The sequence below is a fragment of the Hymenobacter lapidarius genome (assembly GCF_001816145.1).
In the GTDB taxonomy this organism is placed as follows: domain Bacteria; phylum Bacteroidota; class Bacteroidia; order Cytophagales; family Hymenobacteraceae; genus Hymenobacter; species Hymenobacter lapidarius.
In genome coordinates this window covers 18,034-44,492 of the sequence record NZ_MDZB01000090.1, presented here as the reverse complement: position 1 = coordinate 44,492, position 26,459 = coordinate 18,034, and the positions used below count along the sequence as shown (strand labels likewise).

At 62.6% G+C, this 26,459-nt stretch carries 24 protein-coding genes; 14 read left to right on the top strand and 10 right to left on the bottom strand.

Going from position 1 to position 26,459, the window contains the following annotated elements:
* Positions 1–154 precede the first annotated feature (154 nt).
* Positions 155–1,129 (top strand): isopenicillin N synthase family dioxygenase, encoded by a 975-nt coding sequence (locus BEN47_RS06150; protein WP_070726234.1) that lies wholly within the window; start codon positions 155–157, stop codon positions 1,127–1,129.
* A gap of 186 nt (positions 1,130–1,315) precedes the next feature.
* Positions 1,316–2,605: a chromate efflux transporter gene (chrA, locus tag BEN47_RS06145; RefSeq protein ID WP_239691515.1), complete on the top strand. Its 1,290-nt coding sequence runs from the start codon at positions 1,316–1,318 to the stop codon at positions 2,603–2,605.
* 27 nt (positions 2,606–2,632) lie between these two features.
* Here chrA and BEN47_RS06140 read toward each other — a convergent pair whose 3' ends face one another.
* The gene (locus BEN47_RS06140) at positions 2,633–3,118 is read right to left on the bottom strand and encodes a peptide deformylase (RefSeq protein WP_070726232.1); all 486 of its coding nucleotides are present in this window, start codon (positions 3,116–3,118) and stop codon (positions 2,633–2,635) included.
* Between the two features lie 191 nt (positions 3,119–3,309).
* Between BEN47_RS06140 and BEN47_RS06135 the strand changes: the two genes are divergently transcribed.
* Entirely contained in the window at positions 3,310–4,050 is a 741-nt protein-coding gene (locus BEN47_RS06135) for a methyltransferase family protein (protein ID WP_070726227.1), read from the top strand.
* A 17-nt stretch (positions 4,051–4,067) separates the two neighbouring features.
* Here the strand turns inward: BEN47_RS06135 and BEN47_RS06130 are convergent, their stop codons facing one another.
* Together BEN47_RS06130 and BEN47_RS06125 are read right to left on the bottom strand one after the other, a co-directional pair.
* On the bottom strand, positions 4,068–5,459 hold the full coding sequence (locus tag BEN47_RS06130) for a lysophospholipid acyltransferase family protein (RefSeq protein WP_070726224.1): 1,392 nt from the start codon (positions 5,457–5,459) through the stop codon (positions 4,068–4,070).
* 137 nt (positions 5,460–5,596) lie between these two features.
* Entirely contained in the window at positions 5,597–6,118 is a 522-nt protein-coding gene (locus BEN47_RS06125; RefSeq protein ID WP_070726221.1) for a DUF6799 domain-containing protein, read from the bottom strand.
* Positions 6,119–6,562: 444 nt separating this feature from the next.
* Here BEN47_RS06125 and BEN47_RS06120 point away from each other — a divergent pair, with 444 nt between their 5' ends.
* From BEN47_RS06120 to BEN47_RS06110, 3 genes are all read left to right on the top strand, one after another.
* On the top strand, positions 6,563–7,495 hold the full coding sequence (locus BEN47_RS06120; RefSeq protein ID WP_070726218.1) for a DnaJ C-terminal domain-containing protein: 933 nt from the start codon (positions 6,563–6,565) through the stop codon (positions 7,493–7,495).
* Positions 7,496–7,513: 18 nt separating this feature from the next.
* Positions 7,514–7,837 (top strand): chaperone modulator CbpM, encoded by a 324-nt coding sequence (locus BEN47_RS06115; protein ID WP_070726215.1) that lies wholly within the window; start codon positions 7,514–7,516, stop codon positions 7,835–7,837.
* 255 nt (positions 7,838–8,092) lie between these two features.
* Complete coding sequence (locus tag BEN47_RS06110; protein ID WP_125921536.1) at positions 8,093–9,211, top strand: DUF5694 domain-containing protein; 1,119 nt, start codon at positions 8,093–8,095, stop codon at positions 9,209–9,211.
* 112 nt (positions 9,212–9,323) lie between these two features.
* On the opposite strand, the gene BEN47_RS06105 is transcribed toward BEN47_RS06110, so the two are convergent.
* From BEN47_RS06105 to BEN47_RS06085, 5 genes are all read right to left on the bottom strand, one after another.
* Positions 9,324–10,073, bottom strand: coding sequence for a ZIP family metal transporter (locus tag BEN47_RS06105; protein WP_070726319.1), 750 nt, complete (start codon positions 10,071–10,073; stop codon positions 9,324–9,326).
* Positions 10,074–10,244: 171 nt separating this feature from the next.
* Positions 10,245–10,601, bottom strand: coding sequence for a hypothetical protein (locus tag BEN47_RS06100; protein ID WP_070726209.1), 357 nt, complete (start codon positions 10,599–10,601; stop codon positions 10,245–10,247).
* 84 nt (positions 10,602–10,685) lie between these two features.
* Positions 10,686–11,309, bottom strand: coding sequence for a hypothetical protein (locus tag BEN47_RS06095; protein WP_070726206.1), 624 nt, complete (start codon positions 11,307–11,309; stop codon positions 10,686–10,688).
* 133 nt (positions 11,310–11,442) lie between these two features.
* Positions 11,443–12,309, bottom strand: a complete 867-nt coding sequence (gene nadC / locus BEN47_RS06090) for a carboxylating nicotinate-nucleotide diphosphorylase (protein WP_070726199.1) — start codon at positions 12,307–12,309, stop codon at positions 11,443–11,445.
* Positions 12,310–12,539: 230 nt separating this feature from the next.
* On the bottom strand, positions 12,540–12,902 hold the full coding sequence (locus BEN47_RS06085; protein WP_158010880.1) for a DUF4783 domain-containing protein: 363 nt from the start codon (positions 12,900–12,902) through the stop codon (positions 12,540–12,542).
* Between the two features lie 210 nt (positions 12,903–13,112).
* Here BEN47_RS06085 and gpmI point away from each other — a divergent pair, with 210 nt between their 5' ends.
* Both gpmI and BEN47_RS06075 read left to right on the top strand, forming a co-directional pair.
* Positions 13,113–14,663, top strand: coding sequence for a 2,3-bisphosphoglycerate-independent phosphoglycerate mutase (gpmI, locus tag BEN47_RS06080; RefSeq protein WP_070726194.1), 1,551 nt, complete (start codon positions 13,113–13,115; stop codon positions 14,661–14,663).
* Complete coding sequence (locus BEN47_RS06075; protein WP_070726191.1) at positions 14,656–15,243, top strand: hypothetical protein; 588 nt, start codon at positions 14,656–14,658, stop codon at positions 15,241–15,243. Before gpmI ends, BEN47_RS06075 begins: the two co-directional genes overlap by 8 nt.
* A gap of 21 nt (positions 15,244–15,264) precedes the next feature.
* Here the strand turns inward: BEN47_RS06075 and BEN47_RS06070 are convergent, their stop codons facing one another.
* Both BEN47_RS06070 and prfA read right to left on the bottom strand, forming a co-directional pair.
* A complete protein-coding gene (locus BEN47_RS06070) occupies positions 15,265–16,767 on the bottom strand; it encodes a hypothetical protein (protein ID WP_139147350.1) in 1,503 nt (500 codons plus the stop codon).
* Positions 16,768–17,028: 261 nt separating this feature from the next.
* Positions 17,029–18,102 (bottom strand): peptide chain release factor 1, encoded by a 1,074-nt coding sequence (gene prfA / locus BEN47_RS06065; protein ID WP_070726187.1) that lies wholly within the window; start codon positions 18,100–18,102, stop codon positions 17,029–17,031.
* A 295-nt stretch (positions 18,103–18,397) separates the two neighbouring features.
* Between prfA and BEN47_RS21980 the strand changes: the two genes are divergently transcribed.
* From BEN47_RS21980 to BEN47_RS06035, 6 genes are all read left to right on the top strand, one after another.
* Positions 18,398–20,590, top strand: a complete 2,193-nt coding sequence (locus BEN47_RS21980) for an ATP-binding protein (protein ID WP_239691514.1) — start codon at positions 18,398–18,400, stop codon at positions 20,588–20,590.
* 2 nt (positions 20,591–20,592) lie between these two features.
* Positions 20,593–21,675 carry a hypothetical protein gene (locus tag BEN47_RS06055; protein ID WP_070726182.1) on the top strand — a complete coding sequence of 361 codons (1,083 nt, stop codon included), beginning with the start codon at positions 20,593–20,595 and terminating at the stop codon, positions 21,673–21,675.
* A gap of 77 nt (positions 21,676–21,752) precedes the next feature.
* Positions 21,753–22,973 (top strand): sensor histidine kinase, encoded by a 1,221-nt coding sequence (locus tag BEN47_RS06050; RefSeq protein ID WP_070726179.1) that lies wholly within the window; start codon positions 21,753–21,755, stop codon positions 22,971–22,973.
* A gap of 172 nt (positions 22,974–23,145) precedes the next feature.
* Positions 23,146–24,078, top strand: coding sequence for a homoserine kinase (locus BEN47_RS06045; RefSeq protein ID WP_070726176.1), 933 nt, complete (start codon positions 23,146–23,148; stop codon positions 24,076–24,078).
* Between the two features lie 154 nt (positions 24,079–24,232).
* Positions 24,233–25,546, top strand: a complete 1,314-nt coding sequence (thrC, locus tag BEN47_RS06040; RefSeq protein WP_070726174.1) for a threonine synthase — start codon at positions 24,233–24,235, stop codon at positions 25,544–25,546.
* A gap of 125 nt (positions 25,547–25,671) precedes the next feature.
* The gene (locus tag BEN47_RS06035; RefSeq protein ID WP_083322165.1) at positions 25,672–26,367 is read left to right on the top strand and encodes a c-type heme family protein; all 696 of its coding nucleotides are present in this window, start codon (positions 25,672–25,674) and stop codon (positions 26,365–26,367) included.
* The last annotated feature ends 92 nt before the right edge of the window (positions 26,368–26,459 follow it).

Here is a 26,459-nt window from a genome sequence, read left to right as displayed (position 1 = left end):
AAATAGAAAGGAATCAAAAAAGAGCGTCGGCTGTTTATCAACAAATATATATAAGTTGAGGTGCTTACGGCAGGTACCCGGTACAAGGTTTTGCTTAACTTGCATCGTTGCCCATCGTGAGGCTTACCAGCCTCAAAGTAAACTTAATTTTTCCATGCAAGACCAACTTCTTGACCAAATTCCCTCGCTCGACCTGGCCGACTTCCGTTCCGGTGACCCTGAGCGCAAGGCTCGTTTCGTGCAGCAGCTCGGCGAAGCCTACCAAAACATTGGCTTCGTAGCCCTTAAAAACCACGGCCTCAACGACGAGCAGACCAAGCAACTGTACGCCGACGTGCAGGCTTTCTTCCAGCTGCCCGACGATGCCAAGCAGCGCTACGAAAACCCTGAGCTGGCCGGCCAGCGCGGCTATATCAGCAAGGGCAAAGAGCACGCCAAGGGCCGCAACACCGGCGACCTGAAGGAGTTCTACCACGTGGGCCAGGAAGTGGAGGAGGAAGACCCCATTAAGAACGAGTACCCGGACAACATCTGGCCCGCAGAGGTGCCCGGCTTCCAGAAAAGTACCTTTCTGGCTTACCGCACACTGGAAAGCGCCGGCCAGGACGTGCTGCGCGCCATTGCCATTTTTCTGGAGCTGCCCGAAAACTACTTCGACGACAAGGTGAAGCACGGCAACAGCATTCTGCGCCCCATTCACTACTTCCCCATCGAAAACCCCGACGCCGTGCCCGCCGATGCCGTGCGCGCCGCCGAACACGGTGACATTAACCTGATTACCCTGCTCATGGGCGCCAGCGCCGATGGCCTGCAGGTGAAGCGCCGCGATGGCAAGTGGATTGCCATTACAGCCCTGCCCGACCAGATTGTGGTGAACGTGGGCGACATGCTCCAGCGCCTTACCAACGGCGTGCTCCGGAGCACCATTCACCGCGTGGTAAACCCCGCCCGCGAGAAAATGAACACCTCGCGCTACAGCATTCCGTTCTTCATGCACCCACGCTCCGAAATGAGCCTGGCGGCGCTGGAGCACTGCGTCACGCCTGACAATCCCAAGAAAGAAGCCGACATCACGGCCGGCGAATTCCTGAACGAGCGCCTGATTGAGCTTGGACTGAAGAAGAAGTAAGCGGAGTTGTTCCCGCTGCCGAAGCGGCCCGTCTTTAAGTAGATGGGCCGCTTTTTTGTGTGCATCAAGCTGCGGCGCCGGTTGCCGGGAATACCTCCGGGTTTCCTGCCGGACCGCGGCGTGCACGCGGCAGCCGTCTACTTAGCGGTTTGCCTTACCTTCGGGGGTAGGCCACTGTCGTTTTTCGTGCAACCCCATCCTTCCGCTGCTTCCACGGTTTCGCTCGCGCCGCCCCCGCGGCGTTCCGGCGTCCGCACGCGGCGGGTGCGGGGCATTATTTTTTTGAAGGACGTGGCCGCTTTGGCCTTCACGGCCTTTGGGGGGCCGCAGGCGCACTTGGCCATGATGTTCCGGCTGCTGGTGGATAAAAGGCGCTACATCACCTCGGCCGAGCTGCTGGAGCTGCAGGCCCTGTGCGCGCTGCTGCCGGGGCCCACGTCCACCCAAACCATCACCGTTATCGGGTTTCGGCTGGGCGGGCCCAACCTGGCCTACCTCACGCTCTTGGTCTGGATGACACCATCCGTGACCCTGATGACCCTGGCGGCGCTCACCCTCAGCCACCTCGACCCGGTGCGCGTGGCGGCCCTGGTGCAGTTTGTGCAGCCCGTGGCGGTGGGCTTCGTGGCCTTTTCGGCCTACCGCATCGCCCAAAAAGTCATTCACACCAAAACGGCCGTTGGCCTGATGGTCTCGGCGGCCATGATGGCCTATTTTTTCCAGCTGCCCTGGATGTTGCCGCTGTTGCTGGTGGCCGGCGGCGCCGTAACCACGGTGCGCTACCGCAAGCACGCCATTGTGCAGGAGAAAAAGCCCCTGCGCGTGGAGTGGGCCAACTTTCTGCTGTGGTTGGGGATTTTGGTGGGCGCGGCGGTGCTGGGGCACTACACGCGCTGGCTGCCCGTGCGGCTGTTCGAAAACTTCTACCGCAACGGCTCGCTGGTGTTTGGCGGGGGGCAGGTGCTGGCGCCGCTGCTCTACGCCGAGTTTGTGGAGTTCAAGGGCTACCTCACTGGGGCCGAATTCCTGTCGGGCCTGGGCCTGGTGCAGGCCATGCCGGGGCCCAATTTTTCGATAGCTGCCTACATTGGGGCGCTGGCCATGCGGCCGGAGGGTGGCCCGGGCATGCAGGTAGCGGGTGCGCTGGTGGGCACGGCGGGCATCTTTTTGCCCGGCACTTTTCTCATCTTCTTCGTCATTCGCTTCTGGGACCGGCTGCGGCAGTACCGCGTGGTGCAGGCCTCGCTGGAAGGCATCAACGCGGTGAGCGCCGGGCTGGTGTGCGCGGCCACGTTCCTGCTCTACCACCCGCTGCCCGATAAGTACCTCGCGCTGCCTTTTCAGTGGGGCCCCATCGACACCCTGCCGGTGAACCCGCTGCTGGTAGGCACCACGTTTCTGCTGCTGCTGTGGGAAAAAATGCCGAGCGTGGCCATTGTAGCCACGGCGCTGCTGGCAGGGGTGCTTATCGGCTAGCCGGTGTCGCTTTCGCGGCCGGGCGGGCTAGGGTTTCCATTTGAACGACTGCGCATCCAGCGCCCGCATGGTGCAGAGCACGCCGTCGAGGTGGTCGCATTCGTGCTGCAGCAGCTCCGAGAGGCCGTCCTGCACCGGCCAGGTCTGGGGCTGCCAGTGCTCGTCGCGGTAGCGCACCGTGAGTGCGGTGTGCCGCCGCACGCGCACCAGCAGGTTGGGGAAGCTCATGCAGTCGTCCCACAGCTCAAAAAGGTCGTCGCTCGGCTCGGTCAGCTCGGGGTTCAGCAGCACAATGGGCCGGTCGATGTTCAGGTACACCAGGCGCTTCATAATGCCCAGCTGCGGTGCCGCAATGCCGCGCCCAAACCCGTACCGGGCCCGCACCTCGCGCATCACGTTATCCAGGTCGGCTACCCAGCCGGCCACCAGGGGCAGGTCGGCCTCGGTTACCGGGGCGCACGTTTCGTAGAGGCGCGGGTCGCCCAGCAGGAGCAGGTCAGCCAGGATTTTCATGGGCGCAAAGGGCAGATTGTGAAAGCGAGCAAATGGGAATTTCGGCTAGTTGGCGTAATAATGGCGATTATTACGCTGGAATTATAGCTTTGCGGGCTCGAGGGTTTTTCAAGCCAAGGCGCATTGTTCTTTTTCAAGCGCCATATTTTGATTTTCAGCAGGCTCAAAACTTCCTGCTTACGCTTTCCTTTATGCCCTTACGCGAGGAGTTTGAACGAGACGGCAACTGGCTGTTCCAGAGAAGAAGTTGGTTGCCATTGTTCCTGTATCCATTCGTTATAGCAGTTATTTACTTCTACCCGGCCATTGCCTACGGTCCCCTCACCAGCCCTTTCTGGGGGCTGCTCAGCCTAGCGGTGAGTCTGACGGGCTTGGGGGTTCGGGCCCTCACCGTGGGCTTCACGCCCAAGGGAACCTCGGGCCGGAACACGGGGCAGCAGGTTGCGGAAACGCTCAACGAAACCGGCATTTACTCCGTGGTGCGGCACCCGCTCTATCTGGGCAATTTTCTGATGTGGATGGGCATCATGATGTTTCCGGGGGTCTGGTGGTTTGCCACCATCGGTGCCCTGGCGTACTGGCTGTACTATGAACGGATTATGTACGCGGAAGAAGCCTTTTTGCGGCACACGCACGCGGCCCGCTACGAGGCGTGGGCCAGCCGCACACCGGCGTTCCTGCCCCGGCTGGGAGGCTGGGTGCCCTCCCGCCTGAGCTTTTGCCCTCGCAACGTGCTGAAGCGGGAGTACAACGGCTTGTTTGCCGCCGTCACCTCGTTCGTGCTGCTCAATGCCATAGCCCACCTGTTCGTCGACGGGCGTTTCGCCATTGATTCATTCTGGCAGGTGGTGTTTGCGGTGAATGCGGTGGTGTTTGTGGTGCTGCGCACCCTAAAAAAACAAACCAAAATACTCGACACCGAAGGCCGCTAACGGCCGCAACCCCCCGCTTATCTGCCGGGCGGGAGCGGGCTTTCGCTCCCCACGGGCCGGGCCAGGAACTCGATTCGGGCCCCCTGCAGCTGGCTCACCAGCGCGGCCCGCTGGCGCAGCAAGGCCGCTACCTCGGTGGGAGCGCGGCGCGACAGGCGCAGGGCGCGGAGCCGCTCGATGCGGGGGGCGAGACTCTCCCAATAGCCCAAGGCATAGAACCCCGCAACGGGCAGGCTCAGCACGTACAGCGTCGTCAGGCGCCAGTCGTGGGTGAGCCAGTGGTTCACGGCCAGGGCTTGCAGGGCGTAGGCCACGGGAAAGGTAATCATGCCCACCACCAGCATGATGGGGGCCACGAATTCTACTTCCTTGGTTGCGCGCCGGGCCACCACCGAAGGCAGAATGTAGGGCAGGTAATTATTGAGCCCGCCGTAGAGCCATACGGGCAAGCCCAAAACCAGGTTGAACAGGCCGGCCACGGAACCCCGCCGCTGCTCTTCCAGGGCGCTGTCGGTGAGGCCGTGCCGGCGCAAATGGTCCAGGTACGTCTGCAGCTCCAGGCGCATGGCCGCGAGGCGGGCGGGCGCGTACTGCTCAAACCAAGCCAGAGCCTGCAACAGGGTCTGGCTCAACTGAAAATTGTCGTACAGCGTGTCGGGGTCGTCGTCCGGGTTCAGGTGGTTGGCAAAAGTCCGCTCAATTTGCTGCACAAACGCGTCCTCGTCCGCGTTGCGCGCAATGATGAGGTGGCGCTCCAACGCTTGACGAATGTCGTCGGTGAGCTGGTCGGCGGCGGCTTCGGGGTCCTGGGCGTACTGGGCGGCGTAGTCGGCCACCACAATGGGGCGGGCAATGTTGAGCAGCACATCGGACCGAAAACGGGCGGGGTCGAAGTAATTGATGGCAATGGGCACCACCTTCAGGCCCAGCCGGAACTGGTGCCGGGCCTCGGCGCCCAGGGCAATGCGGGCGGCGCCGGTTTTCAGGGGCCGCAGGCGGCGCTCGCTCACGCTGGTGCCCTCAGGAAAAATCATGAGGGTGCCGCCCTGGCCCAGGTAGTCGTAGCAGCGGCCGAAGGTGGCCTCGTTCTGGGCCGCGAGCTGGGCGTGCGTGGCGGGCTCGGCGCTAGGCGCGGCGTCCTGCCGCCGGTAGATGGGAATGGAGTTGCCCGACTGCAGAATGGCGCGCGACACGGGGTTTTTGAAAAACGTGCTTTTGGCCAGAAACGCCACCGGCTGGCGGCGGTTGATGGCCACCAGCAGCGGGTCCATCAGGGTGTTGGGGTGGTTGCCGGCAAAGAGCAGTGGCCCCGGCAGCGCCAGCCGCTCGCGGTGGCGCACCTCGATGCGGTGGAAAAACACCCGCAGCGCCACCTGCACAAACGGTTTGATAACGGTATAAAAGAGCATGGACCAAATGGCGTTAGTCCCGCTAAGATAGGCCAGCCGTCCGTGCTACGCGGGCCAGGGCTTCCGAAAAAAAATCCCCGCCACACCCGGAAAGGGTGGCGGGGACTGCTACGGCTGGCGCGGCCGGGTTGCTGGCGCTAGCGCTTGGATTTTTCTTTGTCCTTGGCCCGTTTCTCGGCGATTTTGGCTTTGTCCTCGGCCAGCTTGGCTTTGGCCTTGGCTTTGCGCTCGGCGTCTTCTTCCATTTGTTTGCGCTTGCCGGGGTATTTCAGGTCAAAGGACCGGACCTTGGTGAGGCTGTCGGCCACCACAATGGAACGGCGGGTAGTGACCCGGCCCGTTAGCGAGACCATGTCGCCCTCAGTCATTTGGATGGCGGTGCCGTCGGTGGCCGTCACCAGGCCGGTGGTGCTGATGACAACGCCGTTCAGCAGCTTTTTGTCGGCGGTGGTGGGGTTGCTGATGCCCAGCTCCGTGAGAATAATGCGGCCGTCCTTCATGGTGAGGCCGTCTTTCATGCCGGCGCCCATGTTGGTGGGGCGGGGCCGGGGCGCCACCGCGCCGGGCCGGCGAGCGGGAACGCGCGTTTGGGCCTGCGCCGTGGTGCCAGCCAGCAGGGCGATGCCAATAATGAAGCTAAAGAGGAGGCGGGAATTCATGGAAAAGTGTAAAGTAGAAGTTGTTGAATTAAAATAAAAAGCCTTTAAGCGTGCAATATACGGCGCATTTGTCTTATTGTGAAGTACTGGTATAATCTATGAATGCAAAAAAGAGCCTGGAATCAGGAGAGCTTGGCTGCTAGCCTCCGGGAATAGCATTCGTTCAAACAAGTCCTTTCTAATATGATGCCAAAACTTCGGCGCCCGCCGTATATCATCCAAGTTGGTGCCTGTGGCTGCACAAAAAATGCGGCCGCGCACCAATGCCTCTCGGCGGCTGGTACGTGCTGCATAAGAATGAGCCGCTTAGATTGCCTGCGCTAGTGCTTTCTCTCGATTGAGGCGAAGGCAGGAAATGGTAAAGAAGCGCCGCCGCTATACGGGCAGGCCGCTGCAGATTTTGGTTTCAGAAGCCCAATACCTTGCGCATTTCGCTCATCCATCATGGATTATAAAGATTACTACAACGTGCTGGGAGTGAAAAAATCAGCTACTAAGGAGCAGATTAAGAAGGCGTACCGCAAACTGGCCCGCCAGCATCACCCCGATGTGAACCCCGATAACAAGGTGGCCGAACAGAAATTCAAGGAAGTAAACGAGGCCCACGAAGTACTCATTGACCCGGAGAAACGGAAGAAATACGACCAGTTCGGGGCCGACTGGCAGCGCTACCAGCAGCAGCCCGGCGGTGCGGAGCGCGACGGCCGGCCCGGTGCGGGCTTTGACTGGAGTCAGTACACCCAGGGCGGGGGCGGCCAGAGCCAGGGAAACCCCTTCGGTGAGGGCGAAGACTTTTCTGATTTTTTTGGCTCCATGTTCGGCAACATGGGCGGCGACCGGGCGGGCAGCCGCCGGCCCGCCGCGGGCGCCGACTACCAGGCCGAGCTGGAGCTGAGCCTGGAGGAAGCCTACCACGGCGGCCCCCGCACCATCACCGTGAACGGCAAGAACCTGCGCCTGACCATTGCGCCCGGCGTGGCCGATGGGCAGTCCATCCGGCTGCGCGACCAGGGCGGGGCGGGCCGCAACGGCGGCCCCAGCGGCTCGCTGCTCATTACCTTTCGCATCCGGCCCGATGCCCGCTACGCCCGCACCGGCGACGACCTCACCCACGACGTGCCCGTAAACGTGTACAAGGCCCTGCTGGGGGGCGAGCAAACCGTGGACACGCTCAGCGGCTCCGTCAAAATCACCATCAAGCCCGAAACCCAGAACGGCACGCGCCTGCGCCTGCGCGGCAAGGGCTTTCCGGTGTACAAGAAACCCGGCGAGTTTGGCGACCTGTACCTGCGCCTCAGCCTGGCGCTGCCCCAGCACCTTACCCCCCAGGAAAACGAATTAATCCGGCAACTGGCCGCCCTGCGCCCCGACGCCTAACCCCGAAGCACTGCAGCCATGGCAACTTCCATTCTCACCCTCACTTACCAGGAATGCTCGGTCCGCTACGGGCTGGGGCCGGCGGCGCTGCACGCGTTTCTGCAGGCCGGCTTGCTGCGCGCGGCGCCCGCTTCCGAAACCGTTATCGTGGACGAGCCCGACGACCTGCCCCGCCTGGCCCGCCTGCACTACGAGCTGGACCTGTCCCCCGAAGCGCTGGACGTTATCATGGCCATGCGCCAGCGGCTGGTGGAGCTGCAGGCCCAGTTGGCCCACGAGCGGGCCCGCACCCGGCAGCTTGAGAACTTTTTGCGCGGTGCCGGCCCGCTGGAGGAACTGTAGCGCCTCCACAGGCAGTGGCATAAAGGGCAGCGAATTGCCTTTGGAGCAGGTTTCAGGGTTGCGTTGCTACCTTAGTGCCTGCTCTACCCCGAAGCCGCGCCAATGCCCTTTATCTACAAAATACCAACCCTTGCCACTACTTGCGCGGCGCCGCTGTGGGGCTGCTTTCGAGCACTCGTTGGTCAAAAGCCAGGCCTAAGCCGTAGCCCGTTGGGTAAATGGGCTGCCTTGCCGGGGCTGCTAGCAGGGGTGTTTTTGGCCTTATCTGCTTGTAAAGTAAATCAGGCCGGCTCTGGACCGGCTGCCCGCCTGCTCCCAATAGGGGCCCAGCAACCCTTCGACCCTGCGGCGGCCCGGTCGAAGCTGGCACTTGCGCCAACCCAGGTAATGGTGTTGGGCATCACGCACCTCGATACTGCACCCGGTAATTTTCAGGTTGCGTGGCTGGAGCCCGTTTTGTGCAGGCTGCGAGCGTACAAGCCGGATGTTATTCTGACGGAGGCCATGTCCGGGGAGCAGATAGTGGCCCTGGATGCCTACTCTGCCTACCACGGCACTGCCGGACGATACGCCGGACCGAGCCTGAACATGGCCAAAGCCGCGCAGACCGACCTCAAGCTCACGGCTCCTCAAGCCTTTGTGCAGGCAAATTTGCTGTGCCAAAAGGGGGAATTAACGCCGGTAGAGCGGCGCCGGCTGGCCAGCTTATTCGTTGCAGCCGCCGAGCCTTTTTCGGCCACTGTTCAGTGGATGCGCCTGGCTCCGGCGGAGCGAGTAGCGGCAGACGGCGTTTCGCCGGCGCTGGTCAAAAACCTCAATAGCTTCGCCGGCCTGCGGAATGAGATAGCCTCGATGGCGGCCCGCCTGGCGGCCGACGTAGGATTGGAGCGGCTCTACGGAGCCGGTGACCACATGAGCGACGTGGCATCGCCAAGCAGTGAGGCCATGAAGGCCGCAGTCGCCGCTGAGCCCGGTCTCACGGACCTATTCAACCACAATACGCCCGAGTTTCGCGCTGTGCCGGAGGAAGCCCTGAAGATGGCCGCTGCCTCCGAAATCATGCCCGTGTTCAAGTGGAAAAACTCGCCGCGCTTTGGTGAGTTAGACGCCGATGCCCAGTGCCAGTCGATGCTCCGCAGTGACAAGATAGGCAGCATTGGTCGCCAATGGGTTGCGGCCTGGGAAGCCCAGAACCTGCGCATGGCCGTGGCAATTCGGGAGGCAACCGCGCCGATTGCCGGAGGCAGGGCGCTTTTAATCGTGGGCGCGGCGCACAAGCCGTATGTGGAGGCCTACCTGCGCACCTTCGCCGATGTGGAGCTGGTTTCCGTGCCGGCCCTGCTGGATGCGAAGCCCGTCGGCTGCGCCGAGTAGCAGCACTTAATTCGTCAAAATCGACAATTATTTCACCTGTTATAAATCAGCTGGTGATGGCGCCCGCGAAAGTGGATGCGAACTGCCCAACGCTGCCCGTCCATCAGTCAGCTTATGCCATGGCCAACGCCAGCAACAGGCCGGCCAGGGTAGCGCCCAGCTTGGGCCAGTTCAGCCGGTGTTCAGGGCTGGTTTCAAACAGAATGGTGGTGGAAACGTGCAGGAAATTGCCGGCCACCAGGCCCAGCAGCGCCGCGTACAGCCCCCCGCTCAGCAGTTCGGAAAGCACCACGTAGTTGCTCACCACAATGCCCACCGGCGAGGCCAGCGCAAATAGCAGCAGCCAGGGCCACACCCGCCGAAAGCGCCCCAGCCGCAGACGCAGCAGCGTGGCCAGCGCAAAGGCCGCTGGAATGTGGTGTAGCGCCACCCCCACCACAATGGCGTAAAAGTTCTGGCTCATGTGGCCCACCTCCGGTGCGTGCACCAGGATGCTGCCTTCCAGAATGGAGTGGATTACCAGCGCGCCCAGCAGTAAAAACGGCACGCGTCCGCTCGTATCGTGCGGCCCGTGCGCGGCTTCGTGGTGCACGTGGCCGTGCTCCACGCCCTGCGAAAAAACTTCCAGCACCAGCTGCCCAAAAAAGCCAGCCAGCACCCAATAGCCCACGCGGGCGGGCTGCTCGGGCAGCATTTGCAAAGCCTCCGGCAATATGTGCGTGATGGTGAGGGTGAACAGGTACGCCCCGCTAAAGGCCAGCAGCGGCTTCAGCCATTGGCTGCCCCGAGCCACCGGCACCCATGCTGCCGCCGCGCCCGCGCCCAGCACCGTCACCAGCAGCAGAAAAATAGCAAACCCCATGGAAGGATAGTGAAGAATGAGGAATGAAGAATGAAGAATGAGGAACTGCGCGGTGGGCAATTCCTCATTCTTCATTCCTCATTCTTCATTCCAAGAAAGCGGCAGCTTTGCTGCCGCCGGCTGGCGGGCAAAGCTGCCACTCAAATAAGGGATAGCAACGACCCCGACGGCTTACTTTTTCTCTTCGTCGGCGTCGGCCTCCTGGCTCGACTTGCCCGCGTCGTTGAGTTTGCCACGCTTGCGCATGCCTTCCTCCGCGTTGGCGCTCATGGCGCCTTTGGCCGAGGGCTTGGCGCGGTTGTCCAGGTCAACCCCCGAGCTAATGGGCTCGGCGATGGCGCCGCCCTTGGCTTGGTGGGGAGCGTCAGCCGTGTGCTGGTCGAAGTTGTCGGAAACGCGGGTGCCGGGCGCCACCATGTCCAGCGATACTTTGTCGTCGGGGCGCCAGTCAGAAGGTTCGCTGCTGCACGAGGTCAGGGCCAGGGAGGCAGTGGCCAAAGCCAGCAACAGGGTGTGAGTCAATTTCATCAGAAGAAAAATTAGCAGGTAAACAAGGTCAAAAGTAGCGGGGATAACAATGCCCCGCCAGGCTTACAAAAACGGCACCCAGCCTTAAACGGTTGTGGCGCTGGCTTCGGTGGGCAACAGGTTTTTGCGGCGCAGCAATGCCTCAAACAGCTTCACGTCGTTCGGCGAATTGAAGATGCGCTGGGGCAAATGTAAAAACACCGGCACATCAAACGTGCGCGCCAGCCACAGGCGCCAGGGCGCCAGGCCCTCGGGCGGGGTGCCGGGCTTGAGGTACAGCAGGTAAGCGTCGCCGTCGCGGCGGGCGCGGCCAATCATGTCCCAGGTCAGTTGCATGGCTTTTTCGGGGCCCACGCGCATTAAGAGCTGCTTCTGGTCCATCTCAAAATTCATGCGCTCAAACAGGGGCTTGCTCTGCTCCATCTGCGTCACGCCCGTCACCTGGGCCGAGCGGAATAGCACAAACAGCACCGTGAGCACCACGGCCAGCACCAGCCACCACCAGGAATGCACAAAAATAGCGGGCAGCAAGCCCAGGGCAAACGGAATCAGGGCGTACACCCAGTCCTTTTTCCACACTTCGGCCATGGCCAGGCGGGTGTAGGTATTGGTGTCGAACTGCGTTTTTTTGGTGCGGATGGCCAGCGGCGAAGCCTGCTGGGCCTGGCGAAAGCCGCCGCCACCGCCGCGTTGGTTGGGTTGGTTCATTGTTAGTGGTTAAAGGAACGTCATGCTGAGCGCAGCCGAAGCATCTCGCGTGCAATAGCGACTCAATCGATTGGATTACTACTGCACGCGAGATGCTTCGGCTGCGCTCAGCATGACGTTCTAGTGGTGTATTTTAATATGCTTTCAGGCTTAAGTCCAGGCTTTTTACGCTGTGGGTGAGGGCACCCACCGAGATGTAATCCACGCCGGAGCGGGCCACGTCGGCAATGGTGAGCTCGGTGATGCCGCCGCTGGCCTCGGTGGGATAACGTCCATCGATGAGGGCCACGGCTTCGCGCAGCTGCTCGGGGCCCATGTTGTCGAGCATGATGCGGTCGATGCCGCCGGCGTCCAGCGCCTGCTGCACCTCGGCCAGGGAACGGGTTTCGATTTCGATGGGCAGCTGCCGGCCCGTTTTGGCCAGGTAGACGTGGGTGGCGGCAATGGCCTCGGCCACGCCCCCGGCGTAGTCCACGTGGTTGTCCTTCAGGATAATCATGTCAAACAGCCCGTAGCGGTGGTTCACGCCGCCGCCAATGAGCACAGCCCATTTCTCGCAGATGCGGAAGTTGGGCGTGGTCTTGCGGGTGTCGAGCAGCTTGGCCTTGGTGCCCACCAGCAGGGTGTTGAGGTACGCCGTGTAGGTGGCAATGCCGCTCATGCGCTGCATGCAGTTGAGCACGAGGCGCTCGGCCGTGAGGATGCTGCGCGCGGGGCCTTCAATGGTGAAGGCGATGTCGCCGTACTTCACGGGGGTGCCGTCGGCGAGCAGCGCGTGGAGCTGCAGGCTGGGGTCGACTTCGGCAAAAATGAGGGGCGCGAGGGCCATGCCGGCCAGCATGCCTTCGCCCTTCACCAGCAGGTGGGCCCGGTTGCGGGCCTCGGCTGGAATCGAGGAAAGGGCCGAATGGTCGCCGTCGCCCACGTCCTCGGCCAGGGCCGTGCGGATGAAGCGGGTCAACGCCTCGGGCGTTAAATAGGAAGGAGTGGGAGTTTGCACACCGCAAAGGTACGGCCCCTGCGGCGCTAGTGAAAGCCAAGCCGTCTGTCATCCTGAGCCCAGCGAAGGACCTTATAACCGCAGAACGATTTGCAGTAAACAGCTACTAAAGCAACCGGAACAAGGTCCTTCGGCTCTGCTCGAATTGCAAAATGCTGGGGACGACTGGCACACAAAAAAGCCCCAGCCGGGAAGGGCTGAAGCTTCGTGTCTTACGAGCAATTGGAAAGTTATTCCTTCGTGAAGTCGAGGGTGTCAATCTGCGGGGCACCTTTCGACGGCTTCAGCTTCACATACACCCGGTACACGCCGCTGCGGCCCGTGTAGCGGCCAATGGCGTAGCGAATGCCTTCCTTGCTTTCGCCCTGGTGGATGAAATCGAAGCTGGTGGGGCCGTTTTTGGCGAAAAAGTCTTTGATGACAATCTCGGCCTGGGTCGCGTTGTAGCCCTGCTTGTCGCCATCGAAACCCACCTCAACGGTGGGAGCGAAGTACTGCGACAATTCGCGGGAGGAACCGTTGCGCAACGCAGAGCGCACGGCCCCGAGGTTGTCGGCCTGGGCGTGAGCGGCTACTCCGCTAAACAGGAGCATCCAGCTTAAGAATAAGGTCCTAAAAAAATAGCGTTTCATTAGTACAGTAATAAGTGCGTCATACGCATCGAAATGGAAAGCTAAAATGGTGCCAGGAAGTAAGACCGTGCCAGCGGCCGCTGGAGAAGCTGCTCAAAAAAAGGGACGGCGAAGAAACATTCAAAGGTAGATAATTCCAACCCGAGCCCGGGCTGGCCGTATCTTTGGGGCATGGATAAACAGGTTTTGTTGGTGATTCTGGATGGGTGGGGAATTCCCCAGAATACGGCGGTTTCGGCGGTGGACGCGGCCAATACGCCGTTCTACCACGAGCTGTTGCAGCGTTTTCCGCACAGCAATCTCCTGGCCTCGGGCGAGGCCGTGGGCCTGCCGGAGGGCCAGATGGGCAATTCGGAAGTTGGCCACATGAACATCGGGGCGGGCCGCGTGGTGAATCAGGAGCTGGTGCGTATCGGCAAGGCCATTCGCGAGCGCAAGCTGGGCCAGGTGCCCGCCCTGGTGAAAGCATTTGACTACGCCATTGCCAACGACAAGCCCCTGCACCTCATCGGCCTGCTTTCCGACGGCGGCGTGCACTCGCACATCGACCACGTGAAAGCCCTGTGCACCATTGCCCACGAAGCCGGCGTGCGGCACGTATTTGTGCACGCCTTCACCGACGGCCGCGACACCGACCCCAAGAGCGGCGTGCGCTACGTGAACGAGCTGGAGCAGTCCCTGGAACGCAGCGGTGCTAAAATTGCCTCGGTGGTGGGCCGCTACTACGCCATGGACCGCGACCGCCGCTGGGAGCGGGTGAAGGTGGCATACGATGTGCTGGTAAACGGCATCGGTATCCCGTCGCAAAACCTGATTCAAACCATTCAGGAACAGTACAAGGACGACGTGACGGATGAATTCCTGAAGCCCATCGTGAAAACCGGGGCCGACGGCCAGCCGCTGGCTACCATCAAGGAGGGCGACGTGGTGCTGTGCTTCAACTTTCGCACCGACCGCGGCCGTGAAATTACGGAGGTGCTCACCCAGCAGGACCTGCACGCTTTCCAGATGAAGCGCCTCAACCTGCACTACCTCACCCTGACCAACTACGACGACACGTTTGTGGGCGTAACGCCGGTTTTCGAAACCGACAACCTCAACAACACCCTGGGCGAGGTGCTGGCGGCGCACGGCAAAACCCAGATTCGCATTGCCGAAACCGAGAAGTACCCGCACGTCACGTTCTTCTTTTCGGGCGGGCGCGAAAACGCTTTTGAGGGCGAAACGCGCATCATGCGGCCCTCGCCCAAAGTGGCTACCTACGACCTGCAGCCCGAAATGAGCGCCGCCGACCTGGTAGCAGCCCTGGTGCCCGAGCTGCAAGCCCAAGCGGCCGATTTCGTGGTCCTGAACTTTGCCAACCCCGACATGGTGGGCCATACCGGCGTGTTCTCGGCGGTGGTGAAGGCCGTGGAAACCGCCGATGCCTGCGCCCACGCCGTGGTGGAAACTGCCCTGGCCGCCGGCTACGCCAGCATCATTATTGCCGACCACGGCAATGCCGAGTTCATGCGCAACGCCGACGGCTCGCCCAACACCGCGCACACTACCAATCTGGTGCCCTGCATCCTGGTCGACAACGACTACGTGGGTACCCTGGCCGATGGCAAGCTGGGCGACCTGGCTCCCACCATTCTGGAGCTGATGGGCGTGCCCCAGCCCGTAGAAATGACCGGCCAGAGCCTGTTGCGCCGCAGCCTAGCCCCGGTGCCGAATGCGTAAGCGCCGCGCAGGGTTTGTGCTAGGCCCGGCGGTGCTGGGCATGCTGGGGCTAGTGGGCTGCGGCGAAGCGGGCCCGGCCGCCCCCGCGCCGCGCCGCCCGCTGTACTTCGATGTGAAGGGCTTGGTGACAAAGCAGATAGAGCAGCTGGCCCAGCGCAAAGCGGCCGTAACCAAGCAAGTGCGCGTGCGCAGCAACCCCGCTGAAACCGTGCGCGTGCCCGCCGCGAACTGGACCAAGGAGCTGCAGATATTTCTACAAGCCGATATCAACAAATCGGCCTTGCGCGGGGCTTACGCCGTCGATTCCGTGGCCTTGCCCGGCGGCTTGCTGCGCCGCACCTACACCCGCCTGCCGGGCCAGCCCAACGCCCCGGTGGCCGTGCTCACGGTGGTGCAGCAAGGCGCGGTAGCCCAGGAAGTAACCGCCACCATCGAGCAGGATAACGCCCTGTTTGCGGCCCGGAAACGCCTGCGCTTCCAGCTGCAAAACGGCCGGCTGCAGCGCTACGAGGTGGTGGGAACCCAAAAACTGGTGTTGTTCGACACCCTGCACTACGCGGCGGCAGGGCAGGTAGAGTAGCCGGCCCGCCGCTGCGTGCCGCTACTTGGACTCGTAGGCTCCCAGGCTGGGCGCGGTAGTGTTGCGCTGCAGGTTGAGAATGTCGCGGGCGGGCGCAGCCCCGGCCCGGGGGCGCTTGGGGGTGATGGCCGGTGAGGTGGCCTGCAGCGTAAAATCCAACGGGCCTAAGCTGTTCAGCGGGTTGCGCTTGAACAGCGGGTCTACGTTGAGGAGGTTATCGGCGGGGCCGCCCACCACGGCGGCTACGGTGGCGTACTCCTTGGTGCGCAGCAGCGTGTTGCGAATATTGAGGGAAGTGTATTCGGCGTAATTCTTTACAAATAACTCGTCGTTCATTTCGCTGCCCAAATTGGAGCCCCACACAATGGAGTTGCGCAGGCTCAGGGTGAGCGGCAGCTTGGTGGCGGGGGCAGTGGCCTTCTCGTTGGTGAAAGTGAGGGACTGCGTGTCGCGGTTGAACCCCGGCGTGTAGTTGGCGAAGGTGCAGAAGTTGAAGTCGTAAATGCCGCCGCCCACGCCCAGCACGGCGTATTCACCGCAATTGGTGAGCAGGCAGTTGGTGGCCTTCACATCGCTGGAAACACTCACAATGCCGCCCGGCAGCTCAAGGTTGTTAACGTAGGAAGGATTAGCGCCGGAAATATTCCTGATAACCGTGTTTTCCAGCGTGATATCGGGCCGCGGGGTGCGGTTGTCGGGATTAAAGAGAAAAACCCCGGCATTGGCGTTCTTGATTTCAGCGTAGCGGATGACGTTGCCCCGGCTGGTTTCGGTGAACACAATGCCAGCCCACTGGCCCGGCACATTAGCATAGAACGGTTCCAGCCGGTCGCCCTGAAAACGCACGATGTCGCGGTTGTTGGCCTTCACGGTATCGGTGGCGCCGGTGCCGGGCGCGTAGGTGTCATTTACCAGCAGCGTGCCGGCCACCACCAGGGCCGCCCCCGCGTGGCAGTAGATGCGCGCGCCCTTCGGAATGCGGAGCGTCACGTTGGCGTTCACCTGCACGCCCACCGAAAAAGTCCGGCCGCCCTGCACCACGTCCGTGTTAATGATGACGTGCGGCTTATCGGTGGCCCAGGTGGTGTTGCGGCTGATAAAATCGGCCCGGTGGAAGTAGGCGTTCTGGCCGTAGGCCACCAGCTTCACGTCCTGCTCGTTGCCGTTGGTGCGGAATTGCAGCTGGTCGACCAGCAAAAAGGGCTTGGCGGCGCTGCCGTTGTCGCCCAGCACGGCGCGCACCAGCACCAGCACGCTGTCCTGGCCCCGGATGGTTACATCGGGCGCCGATGGCGTGGCATCGCCGTTAATAATCAGGGAGTAGGTATTGCCGGCCGTGCCGGCCAGGTTGATGGCCGTCTTCACCGCGCCCCGGTTGCGGTTGTACACCCACAGCCGCTTGGTCACGGTTTTCACCGTGGTAAACACCGTGTCGAAAACCACCGTGTCCCGGTCAAATTCCAGCCGGCCAGACGTTTGCAGCAGGTCCACCTTCGGCTCGCAGCCGGGCAGAAAAGTGAGCAAGCAGCTGACAAGCAGTAACAGCGGAAAAAGGTGGCGCATATATAGAACGTCAACTCCCCTCCTTACCAAGGAGGGGACGTTGCCGTGAAGCGGCAACTGGGGTGGTTGTAGGCGTTGAACGATTCCTGAACGACTACGGAGCGGAAATAGTACCCGAAGCAGCGAGCTGGCGCGGGCGTCGTGCAACGACTGCACCACCCCAGCGTCCGATTCGCGGCCGCGTCCCCTCCTTAAAAAAGGAGGGGCGTTAGCTGTTCTGCTTTACTTAGTCACGCCTTCCTGCAGGCGCTCGGCGCTTTCCGCGATGCGGAGCTGCTCCACGAAGTCGTCGACGTTGCCTTCCATCACACTGGCCAGGTTGTACACCGTGTAGCCGATGCGGTGGTCGGTGACGCGGCCCTGCGGGTAGTTGTAGGTGCGGATTTTGTCGCTGCGGTCGCCGCCGCCTATCATGCTTTTGCGCACCAGGCCGTCGGCTTCGTTCTTTTTGGCCAGCTCCATGTCGTACACGCGGGAGCGGAGCACGGCCAGGGCCTTGTCGAAGTTCTTGAGCTGCGACTTCTGGTCCTGGCACTGGGCCACGAGGCCGGAGGGCAGGTGGGTGAGGCGCACGGCCGAATACGTGGTATTTACCGACTGGCCGCCGGGGCCGCTGGAGCAGAAGTAGTCCTTGCGGATGTCGCCCATGTTCAGCTCGATGTCGAACTCCTCCACTTCCGGAATCACCACGATGGAGGCCACGCTGGTGTGGATGCGGCCCTGGGTTTCGGTGGCCGGCACGCGCTGTACGCGGTGCACGCCGCTTTCAAACTTGAGCTTGCCGTACACGTCCTCGCCGCGCACGGCCACGATGATTTCCTTGTAGCCGCCCGCGGTGCCTTCCATGGCATCAATGAGCTCCATTTTCCAGTTTTGCTTTTCGGCGAAGCGCATGTACATGCGCTGCAGGTCACCGGCAAACAGGGCCGCTTCGTCGCCGCCCGCGCCGGCCCGGATTTCCATAATCACGTCCTTGGAGTCGTTCGGGTCCTTGGGCAGCAGCAGGTCTTTGATGAGGGTTTCGAGCCGTTCCTGCTCGGGCTGCAGCTCGTCGAGCTCGTCCTTGGCCATCTGGCGGAAATCCTCGTCCTTCTCGGTCGAAACCACCGCGCGGGCGTTTTCGATGTTGCTGAGCACGCCCTGGTAGTTGCGGTACTCAGTCACAATCTTGCCCAGGTCCTTGTATTCTTTGTTGAGGGCCTTGTAGCGTTTCAAGTCCGACATCACATCGGGCTGCATCAACTCTTCGTTTACATTATTGTAGCGCTGGCTGATGGCTTCTAGTTTATCAAGCATCGGGTGTTCCGGATTTAGTCAATAGTCTGCAAAGATACTGAATCTAAACACCGCTATGTAGGCCGGACGTTCCGTTGGGGCCGGAAGCGGACCCTAGCCCACCACCGTACGTGCCGCACGCACCGCGCACTACCCACCGCCTTGCGGCCGAGCTGCCCCGATGGCCGGTTGCAGCCCTAAAGCAGCAGGCCATAAACTGCCCTGATTGGTAGTAGCTTGCTGGGGTAAATTCAATTTTTGCTATAATTAATTCCACCCCACAAAGCGGCCCGCTGCGTGGTGCCTCTTGCTGCCTATGCGCTACTTTCTACTGCTGATGAGTTTGTGGCTGCTGGCCCCGGCCGTCGCCCAAACCCCCAACCCCGCCGTGCTGCGCGTGGATAGCCTGACTACGAAAGGCTCCCGGAACGGCCTGCTCCTGGAGCAGGGCTGGCGCTACCACGTTGGCGACGACCCGGCCTGGGCCCGGCCCGACTTCGACGAGCGCGGCTGGGACACGCTCAACCCCGCCCGGCCCCGGCAGGAGCTGCCCCCGCGCCTGGGCAGCGGCATGAGCTGGCTGCGGCTGCGCTTCCGGCTGGCCGACAGCCTGCGCCAGCGGGCGGTGCTGCTGCAGGCGGACGGGTACGGGGCCTGGGAAATCTACCTCAACGGGCGGCTGGTGCAGCGCGCGGGCATCGTGCGGGCCAACCCGACGCAGGTGCCCGACCCCGACAAGCTCCCGCCGGTCGTCGTGCCCGCCGGCGGCCCCGTCGAGCAGGTGCTGGCCATCCGTTTTGCGCCCTGGCAGTCGCGGCTGCTGCGGCTGGGTACCGAGACGCAGCTATTGGACGTGTTTCTGCGCAGCGAGGCCCAGGTGCGGGAGCAGGCGGCCAGGGAAGTGCGCGCCGCGATGGGGAGCAGCGTGGTAGCCGGGATATTCGGGTTGCTCACCCTGCTGCACCTGGCCTTCTTTCGCTACTATCCGGCCCAGCGAGCCAACCTCTATTTCGCCTTCTTCGCCGGAGCGCTGGCGTTGCAATGCCTGGCATTAGTCATTCAATGGGCGCTGTCGTCCCCGACCTTGGAAGCGATGCTACCCCTGCTGTTTGTCCGGCGTCTCCTATTTTATTTGGCTTACCTCTGGGCCGTGCGGGCGCTTTATGCCTTATTCGGCTTTCGGCCCGGTTGGGTATATAAGGGGTTGTGGCTGGGGTTTTTTGCGTTCGTGGCCCTTACCTTATTCGCTAAAACATATGCTGGCTATGTAGGGGCACTTTTAATCTTCCTAATCATTGCCGAGCTGCTGCGCCTGACCGGGCGCGCCCTGCGCCAGCGCCAACGCGGAGCCTGGATGGTCGGGGCCGGGTTTGCCGTTATCCTCCTGTTTTTAGTGGTGATTCTTGGGGCCTTTGCGGTCAGTGCGCTGCTAAAGGTTCCGAACCCATTACAGCAGGCACCGGGTGGATTTAATACGTTCGTGAGCCTGCTGCTATACCTGTCCCCGGCGCTGGGCATCTCGCTGTACCTGGCCCGCGAGTTTGCCCTCGACAGCCAGCTGCTGCAAGTGAAGCTGACCGAAGTCGAAAAGCTCTCGGCCCAAACCCTGGCCCAGGAGCAGGACAAGCAGGCCCTGCTAGCTGCCCAGAACGAAACCCTGGAAACGCAGGTGGCACAGCGCACCGGCGAGCTGCAACGCTCCCTCACCGAGCTGCGCGCCACGCAGGCCCAACTCATCCAGAAGGAGAAGATGGCCAGCCTGGGCGAGCTCACGGCCGGCATCGCCCACGAAATTCAGAACCCGCTCAACTTCGTCAACAACTTCTCCGAGGTCAGCGCCGGGCTGTGCCAGGAAGCGCAGGAGCTGCTGGCCACGGCGGCCCTGCCGGCGGCCGACAAGGACGAGCTGACCGACTTGCTGCGCGACCTGGAGCAGAACCAGGCGAAGATTACCCAGCACGGGCGGCGGGCGGCGGCCATTGTGCGCGGCATGCTGGAGCACAGCCGCACCAGCCCCGGCGACCGCGCCCCCACCGACCTGAACGCCCTGGCCGACGAGTACCTGCGCCTGGCCTACCAGGGCCTGCGGGCCAAAGACAAAACCTTCAATGCAGCGCTCCGCACCAACTTGGCCCCCGGCCTGCCCGATGTGCCGGCCGTGGGCGCCGACCTGGGCCGGGTGTTGCTCAACCTGTTCGGCAACGCGTTCTACGCCGTGCACCAGCGCCAGCAAGCGGGCGAGGCAGGCTACGCGCCCACCGTCAGCCTCTCGACCGAACGGGTGGACGGGCACGTGGCCATCCGGGTGACGGACAACGGCACGGGCATGAGGCCGGCGGTGCAGGCCAAAATCTTCCAGCCCTTCTTCACCACCAAGCCCAGCGGCGAGGGCACCGGCCTGGGCCTCTCGCTCAGTTACGACATCGTCACCAAAGGCCACGGCGGCACGCTCAGCGTGCACTCCACCCCGGGCGAGTCCACCGAATTTACCATCACCTTACCTGTTTAGCTGTGCCATTTTTCCTGCTAAATCTGCCGCCGCGTTCCCGCTGGGGCTGGCTGCTGCCCCTTTTACTCCTGCTGCTTGGTGGCCCGCTGGCCGCCCAGACCACGCCCGCCCACCGCTACTGGGAAGCCGACGGCGACTCGTTGCGCCGGGTTCTCGACACCCAGCGCGCCGACACGGCCCGTCTGCGTACGCTGCTGCAACTCTATGATGCGTTGGGCGATTCGTCGCCGGCCGACCTGGAGGCGAGGTACCGGGAACTGGCGCAGCTCACGCGCCGGCTGCGGCGTCCCGATGCTGCCGCCTTCCGCCTAAGTTACGCTGCCCTGCAACTCAATAAAGTCGGCAAGGAGCCCGCGCGCGAACTCGATAGTCTGCGGGCCGTCGTGGAGGCGTTTGACCGCCTAGGTCGGCCCATACCGGAGGCGCTGTCAGAGGTGTGGAGAGCGTTCCGTAAACTCAAGCAACGTGAGGCACAAATAATCTACTTCGAAGCCAAACTGGCTCAGTACCAAGCCCGCGGAGCGCAAGAAAACATGGCCATGTGCCATTTTGCGCTTGGTAGTCCTTTCGTGACCCAGGGTGATTACAACCGGGGCATCAGCCACTACCTGCAATCCGCCGACTTGGCCAGCGCGCACAACCGGTATTCGCAAGAGAACCAGTTGAAAGTGGCGGGAACCTACTATGCCGAGTGGGGCAACCCTGCCAAGGCGCTGTACTACCTGCGCCAGTCGCTGGCCGTGAACGCCACGCTGCCCCAGCGCTACGGCTTCGCGAATGCCTACACTTTCTGGGGCATGGCCCAGGCCTACCGCCAGCTGCACGACTACCCCGCCGCCCTGCGCTATGCCAACCTGGCCCTATTAGGCAACACCACCGACACCACTCGCAATTATGCCGCCCAAGTTCCGGTTAACAGTGCCTACGGGTTGGTGGTCAAAAGCGCGGTGCTGCTTGATATGCGCCGGGTAGCCGAAGCCGAGCCCCTGCTGGCGCGTGCCCAGCAACTCGCCGACTCGCTCAAGCTGGCCCTCCGCAACAGTGGCCACGGCATTATTGAGCTGGACGCCACCTGGGCCCGCTAGTACGCGCGCGTGGCGAGCCCGCCCGCGCCGAAGCCGCCTGGCTTGCGGCCTACCGTAAGGCCTGCGAAGAGAAGCAGGTGCCACAGCGGCTGGCGTACCTGCGCGGGCTGGCCGACTTCTACGCCCAGCGCGGACAGAACGGGCCCGCCGGCCGCTACGCCCGCCTCGGCTTGGCCCTGAGCGACTCGCTCCGCACCCAGCAGGGCCGGTTTCAGGTGGCTGGCTACGAGGCCGAGCGTGCCGAGCAGACCCAGCAGCAGCGCATCGCAGCCCTGCGCCTGACCCAGGTGCAGGACGCGGCCCGCGCCCGCCGCCAGCGCCTGCTGCTGTTTGCCACCCTGGGCGGACTGGCTTTGTTGGCGGGCCTGGGCTTCGTGCTTTGGCGCGCCAACCGCCAAAAGCAGCAAGCCAACGAGCAGCTCAGCCAGCTCAACGAGGCCGTCACGAGCCAGAAGCACGACCTGCAAAGTCAGCGCGACCAGCTCGATAATTCGCTCACCGAGCTGCGCGCCACGCAGGCCCAACTCATTCAGAAAGAGAAGATGGCGAGCCTGGGCGAACTCACGGCCGGCATTGCCCACGAAATTCAAAACCCGCTCAACTTCGTCAACAACTTCTCGGAAGTCAGCGCCGAGTTGGTGGAGGAATTGCAGGAAGCCCTCGCCTCCAATGATTCGGCGGAAGCCGCCGCGTTGGCCGGCGACCTGGCCCAGAACCTGGTCAAAATCAGCCACCACGGGCGGCGGGCGGCGGGCATCGTCAAGGGCATGCTGGAGCACAGCCAAACCAGCGCCGGCGAGCGCCAGCCCACCGACCTGAACCGCTTGTGCGACGAATACCTGCGCCTGGCCTACCAGGGCCTGCGGGCCAAAGACAAAAGCTTCAACGCGACGCTGAACACAAACTTTCTGGCCGACCTGCCGCTGGTGGCGGTGGTGGGCACCGACGTGGGCCGGGTGCTGCTCAACCTGTTCACCAACGCGTTCTATGCCGTGCGCCAGCGCCAGCAGGCCGGCGAGCCCGGCTACGCGCCGGCCGTGGGCGTGCAAACCCGGTGGGACGGCAGCCGCGTCGAGATTCGGGTGACGGATAATGGCGCGGGCGTGCCGGACGACATTAAAGCCAAAATATTTCAGCCCTTCTTCACCACCAAGCCCCCGGGGCAGGGTACCGGCTTGGGCCTCTCGCTGAGCCACGACATCGTGACCCAGGGCCACGGCGGCACGCTCACGTTGGAAAGCCGCGCAGGCGAAGGCACCACTTTTTCCCTGGTGCTGCCCAGCGCCTCCTCGCTTTAGCGGAGAGCAGTTTACAAGCCAGAGCACAGCGGCCAAAACGGGGGAGGGACATACTATCTTGCGTCCCTACGTTAGATTCGCTGAACTACGGCTGCTGTGGCTGTTTAGCATTGCAGCAGCGATGCTTTGCAATGTGCTGCATGACCATTCTTTTGCCCATTTAAAATCTTCAATGCCCGATTCCGTACTCGTTCATTCTCCTGCCACGCTTTCTAACCTAGGCTGTGGTTTTGATGTGCTGGGGCTGGCTCTGGCCGCGCCCTACGACACCATTCGCGTCACCCGCGCCGCCGCGCCGGGCGTGCGCATCCGACACTTCGACTCCTACCGCCTGCCCACCGAATCCGCCCGGAACGTGGCCGGGATGGCCCTGCTGGCCCTGCTAAAAGAAGTGCCCGAGCCGGTTGGGTTCGATGTTGAAATTACCAAAGGCATCAAGCCGGGTAGTGGCGTGGGCAGCAGTGCCGCCAGCGCGGCGGGCGTGGTGGTGGGTGCCAACGCGTTGCTGGGCAACCGGTTTACCAACATGCAGCTGGTGGATTTTGCCATGGCGGGCGAGGTGGTGGCGTGCGGGGCCCGGCACGCCGACAACATTGCGCCGGCCATTTTCGGCGGTTTCACGGTGGTGCGGGCCCTGGAGCCGGCCCTGGACATTCTGGCCCTGCCCGCCCCGCCGCTGTGGGTAGCGGTGGTGCACCCGCAAATTGAAGTGAAGACCAGCGACTCGCGCAAGGTGCTACCCACCGAGGTGCCCCTGGGGTTGGCCGTGCGCCAATGGGCCAACGTGGCCGGGCTAGTGGCCGGCTTCCTCACCACCGATTATGCCCTCATCGGGCGCAGCCTGGACGACTACATCGTGGAGCCGGCGCGGCTGGCTCTCATTCCGGGGCTGGCCGAAGCGCGAAAGCGGGCGCTGGCCGCCGGGGCCATTGGCGGGGGCATTTCGGGCTCGGGGCCATCGATTTTTATGCTGAACGAAACCGAGGCCGTTGCGCAGGCGGTGGGGGAGGCGTTGGGCAGCGTATTCACAGAGCTGGGCATCGACTTTAACGTGTATGTGGGGCCGGTGGGCAGCACGGGGGCACGGGTGGTTTCAGCAGATTAGATTAAAGACAACATAAGTGGAACGTCATGCTGAGCGTAGCCGAAGCATCTCTACCGCGCAAGTAATCAGATTTGCCATTGCAGTAGAGATGCTTCGGCTGCGCTCAGCATGACGTTCTTTTGCTCACTGCTCACTGCTCACTGCTCACTGCCAGATGAAATACTACAGCCTCCGCCACCAGTCGCCGCCGGTTGATTTTCGCACGGCCACCATCACCGGGCAGGCCCCGGATGGCGGGCTTTATTTCCCCGAAACCATTCCGAAGCTGCCGGCGGGCTTGCTGCGCGAGATGCGCAGCCTGAGCAAAGCCACGGTGGCCGTGAACGTGATGCGTCCTTATGTGGGCACTACCATCCCCGACAGCGACCTGCAGCGCATCTGCGCCGAAGCCGTGGATTTTGAGTTTCCGCTGGTGCCAGTGCAGGAGGGCGTGTCGGCGCTGGAGCTGTTTCACGGGCCTACGCTAGCGTTTAAGGACGTGGGGGCGCGGTTTATGAGCCGGACACTGGGCTACTTCGCGCAGCGCGGCGACACGCCGCCCGTGACGGTGCTGGTGGCCACGTCCGGCGACACGGGCGGGGCCGTGGCCAGCGGTTTTTTGGGCGTGCCGGGCGTGGAGGTAATCATCCTGTATCCGTCGGGCAAGGTGAGCCCCGTGCAGGAGCAGCAGCTCACCACCCTGGGCCAGAACATCACGGCGCTGGAAGTGAGTGGCACTTTCGACGACTGCCAAGCCCTGGTGAAGCAGGCGTTTCAGGACCTCGAACTGGCGCGGCGGCGCTTCCTCACCTCGGCCAATTCTATCAACGTAGCCCGGTGGCTGCCGCAGCAGCTCTACTACTGCTTTGCCTGGCAGCAGTGGCCTGCCGGCGCGCCCGCGCCGGTGGTGGCGGTGCCGAGTGGCAACTTCGGCAACCTGTGCGCCGGGCTGCTGGTGCAGGCTTCGGGGCTGCCGCTGGGCCATTTTATTGCGGCCTGCAACGCCAACGAGCCGGTGCCCGCCTATCTGCGCACCGGCACTTTCGCGCCCCGGCCGGCGGTGCCCACCTTCTCCAACGCCATGGACGTGGGCAACCCCAGCAATTTCGTGCGTATTCTGGAGCTGTTTGGCAACGACGTGAATAAGCTGCGGGCCGCCCTGAGCGCCGACACCGTGAGCGACGCCGATACTGTGGCCGCCATCCGGCAGGCGTGGACGGAGCACGGCTACCTGCTGGACCCCCACGGCGCCGTGGCGTACGCGGCCTTGCGACGCTACCAGGCGGCGCATTCGGGCGCGGCCGGGTTACTTTTGGCCACGGCGCACCCCGTCAAGTTTCCCGCGGTGGTGGAGCCCCTCATTGGCCAGACCATTCCGCTGCCGGCTGCCGTACAACATCTGCAAAACCGGCCCAAACGAAGTGTGCCCTTGGCGGTTGATTACGAACAACTCAAAACCCACCTTCTGCTCGAAGTTGTTAGTTATTAATTGTTGGTTGTTAGCGCCCAGGTAAAATACTGGCTGACAACTAACAACGAGCAACTGACAAACCATTCGCTTTTGAACGATTACACAGGAACGCGCCGGGCCGTGTTCCGGGTTTCTGCCCTAGCATGTCACACCTCCTCTTGAAAAATCGGTTTTGCCTGTTCGCCCTGCTGCTGGTGGCCTCCGCCTGCCGGCCCGACCAAATCGAACACCTCAAAGACTCGAAGCGCATTGGCATTGAGACAGCCAATTGGGAAGTGAAGCGCATCATGCCCAAGGACCTGCTTAAGGCCACGCGCTGGGCCGGCGACTCCCTCACGGCCACGGCTGATACCCTACTGCGGCAAACCCTGGCCCGGGAGTTGGCCGCCGGTGGCGTGGCCCAAGCCGCCGCTTTTTGCCGGCCCGAAACCTACCGCCTTGTCGATTCGCTGGCCGGCCTGATGAAGGCCACGGCCCGGCGCGTGAGTGCGCGGCCCCGCAACGCCGCCCAGCAGGCCACGCTCACCGCCGCCGCCATGCGCACCGACACCACCCGCACCGTCACCCGGGAGTCGCAGGAGGTGTTCTTCTACCAGCGGCCCATTGTGCTGAACAACGCGCTGTGCCTGCGCTGCCACGGCGAGGTGGGCACCGACATTGCCGCTGCCGATTATGCCCTTATCAAAAAGCAGTTTCCGCAGGACCAGGCCACGGGCTACCGCCTGGGCCAGCCGATGGGCGCGTGGCAGCTCAGCCTGCGGCGCGACGGCGTGGCGGAGTTCTGGACGATGAAGACGCGCAAAAAGTGGAAAGAGCGCAAGATGCCCAAGCTGTTTTAGCGCTGCCGCAGCTTTTGCCCGTTTTCCTGCGTAAGGTAGGGTAGTGGCAGGTGCTTTGCCGGTGGCAATATCCGTTGTTTTTCCGGTTTAAG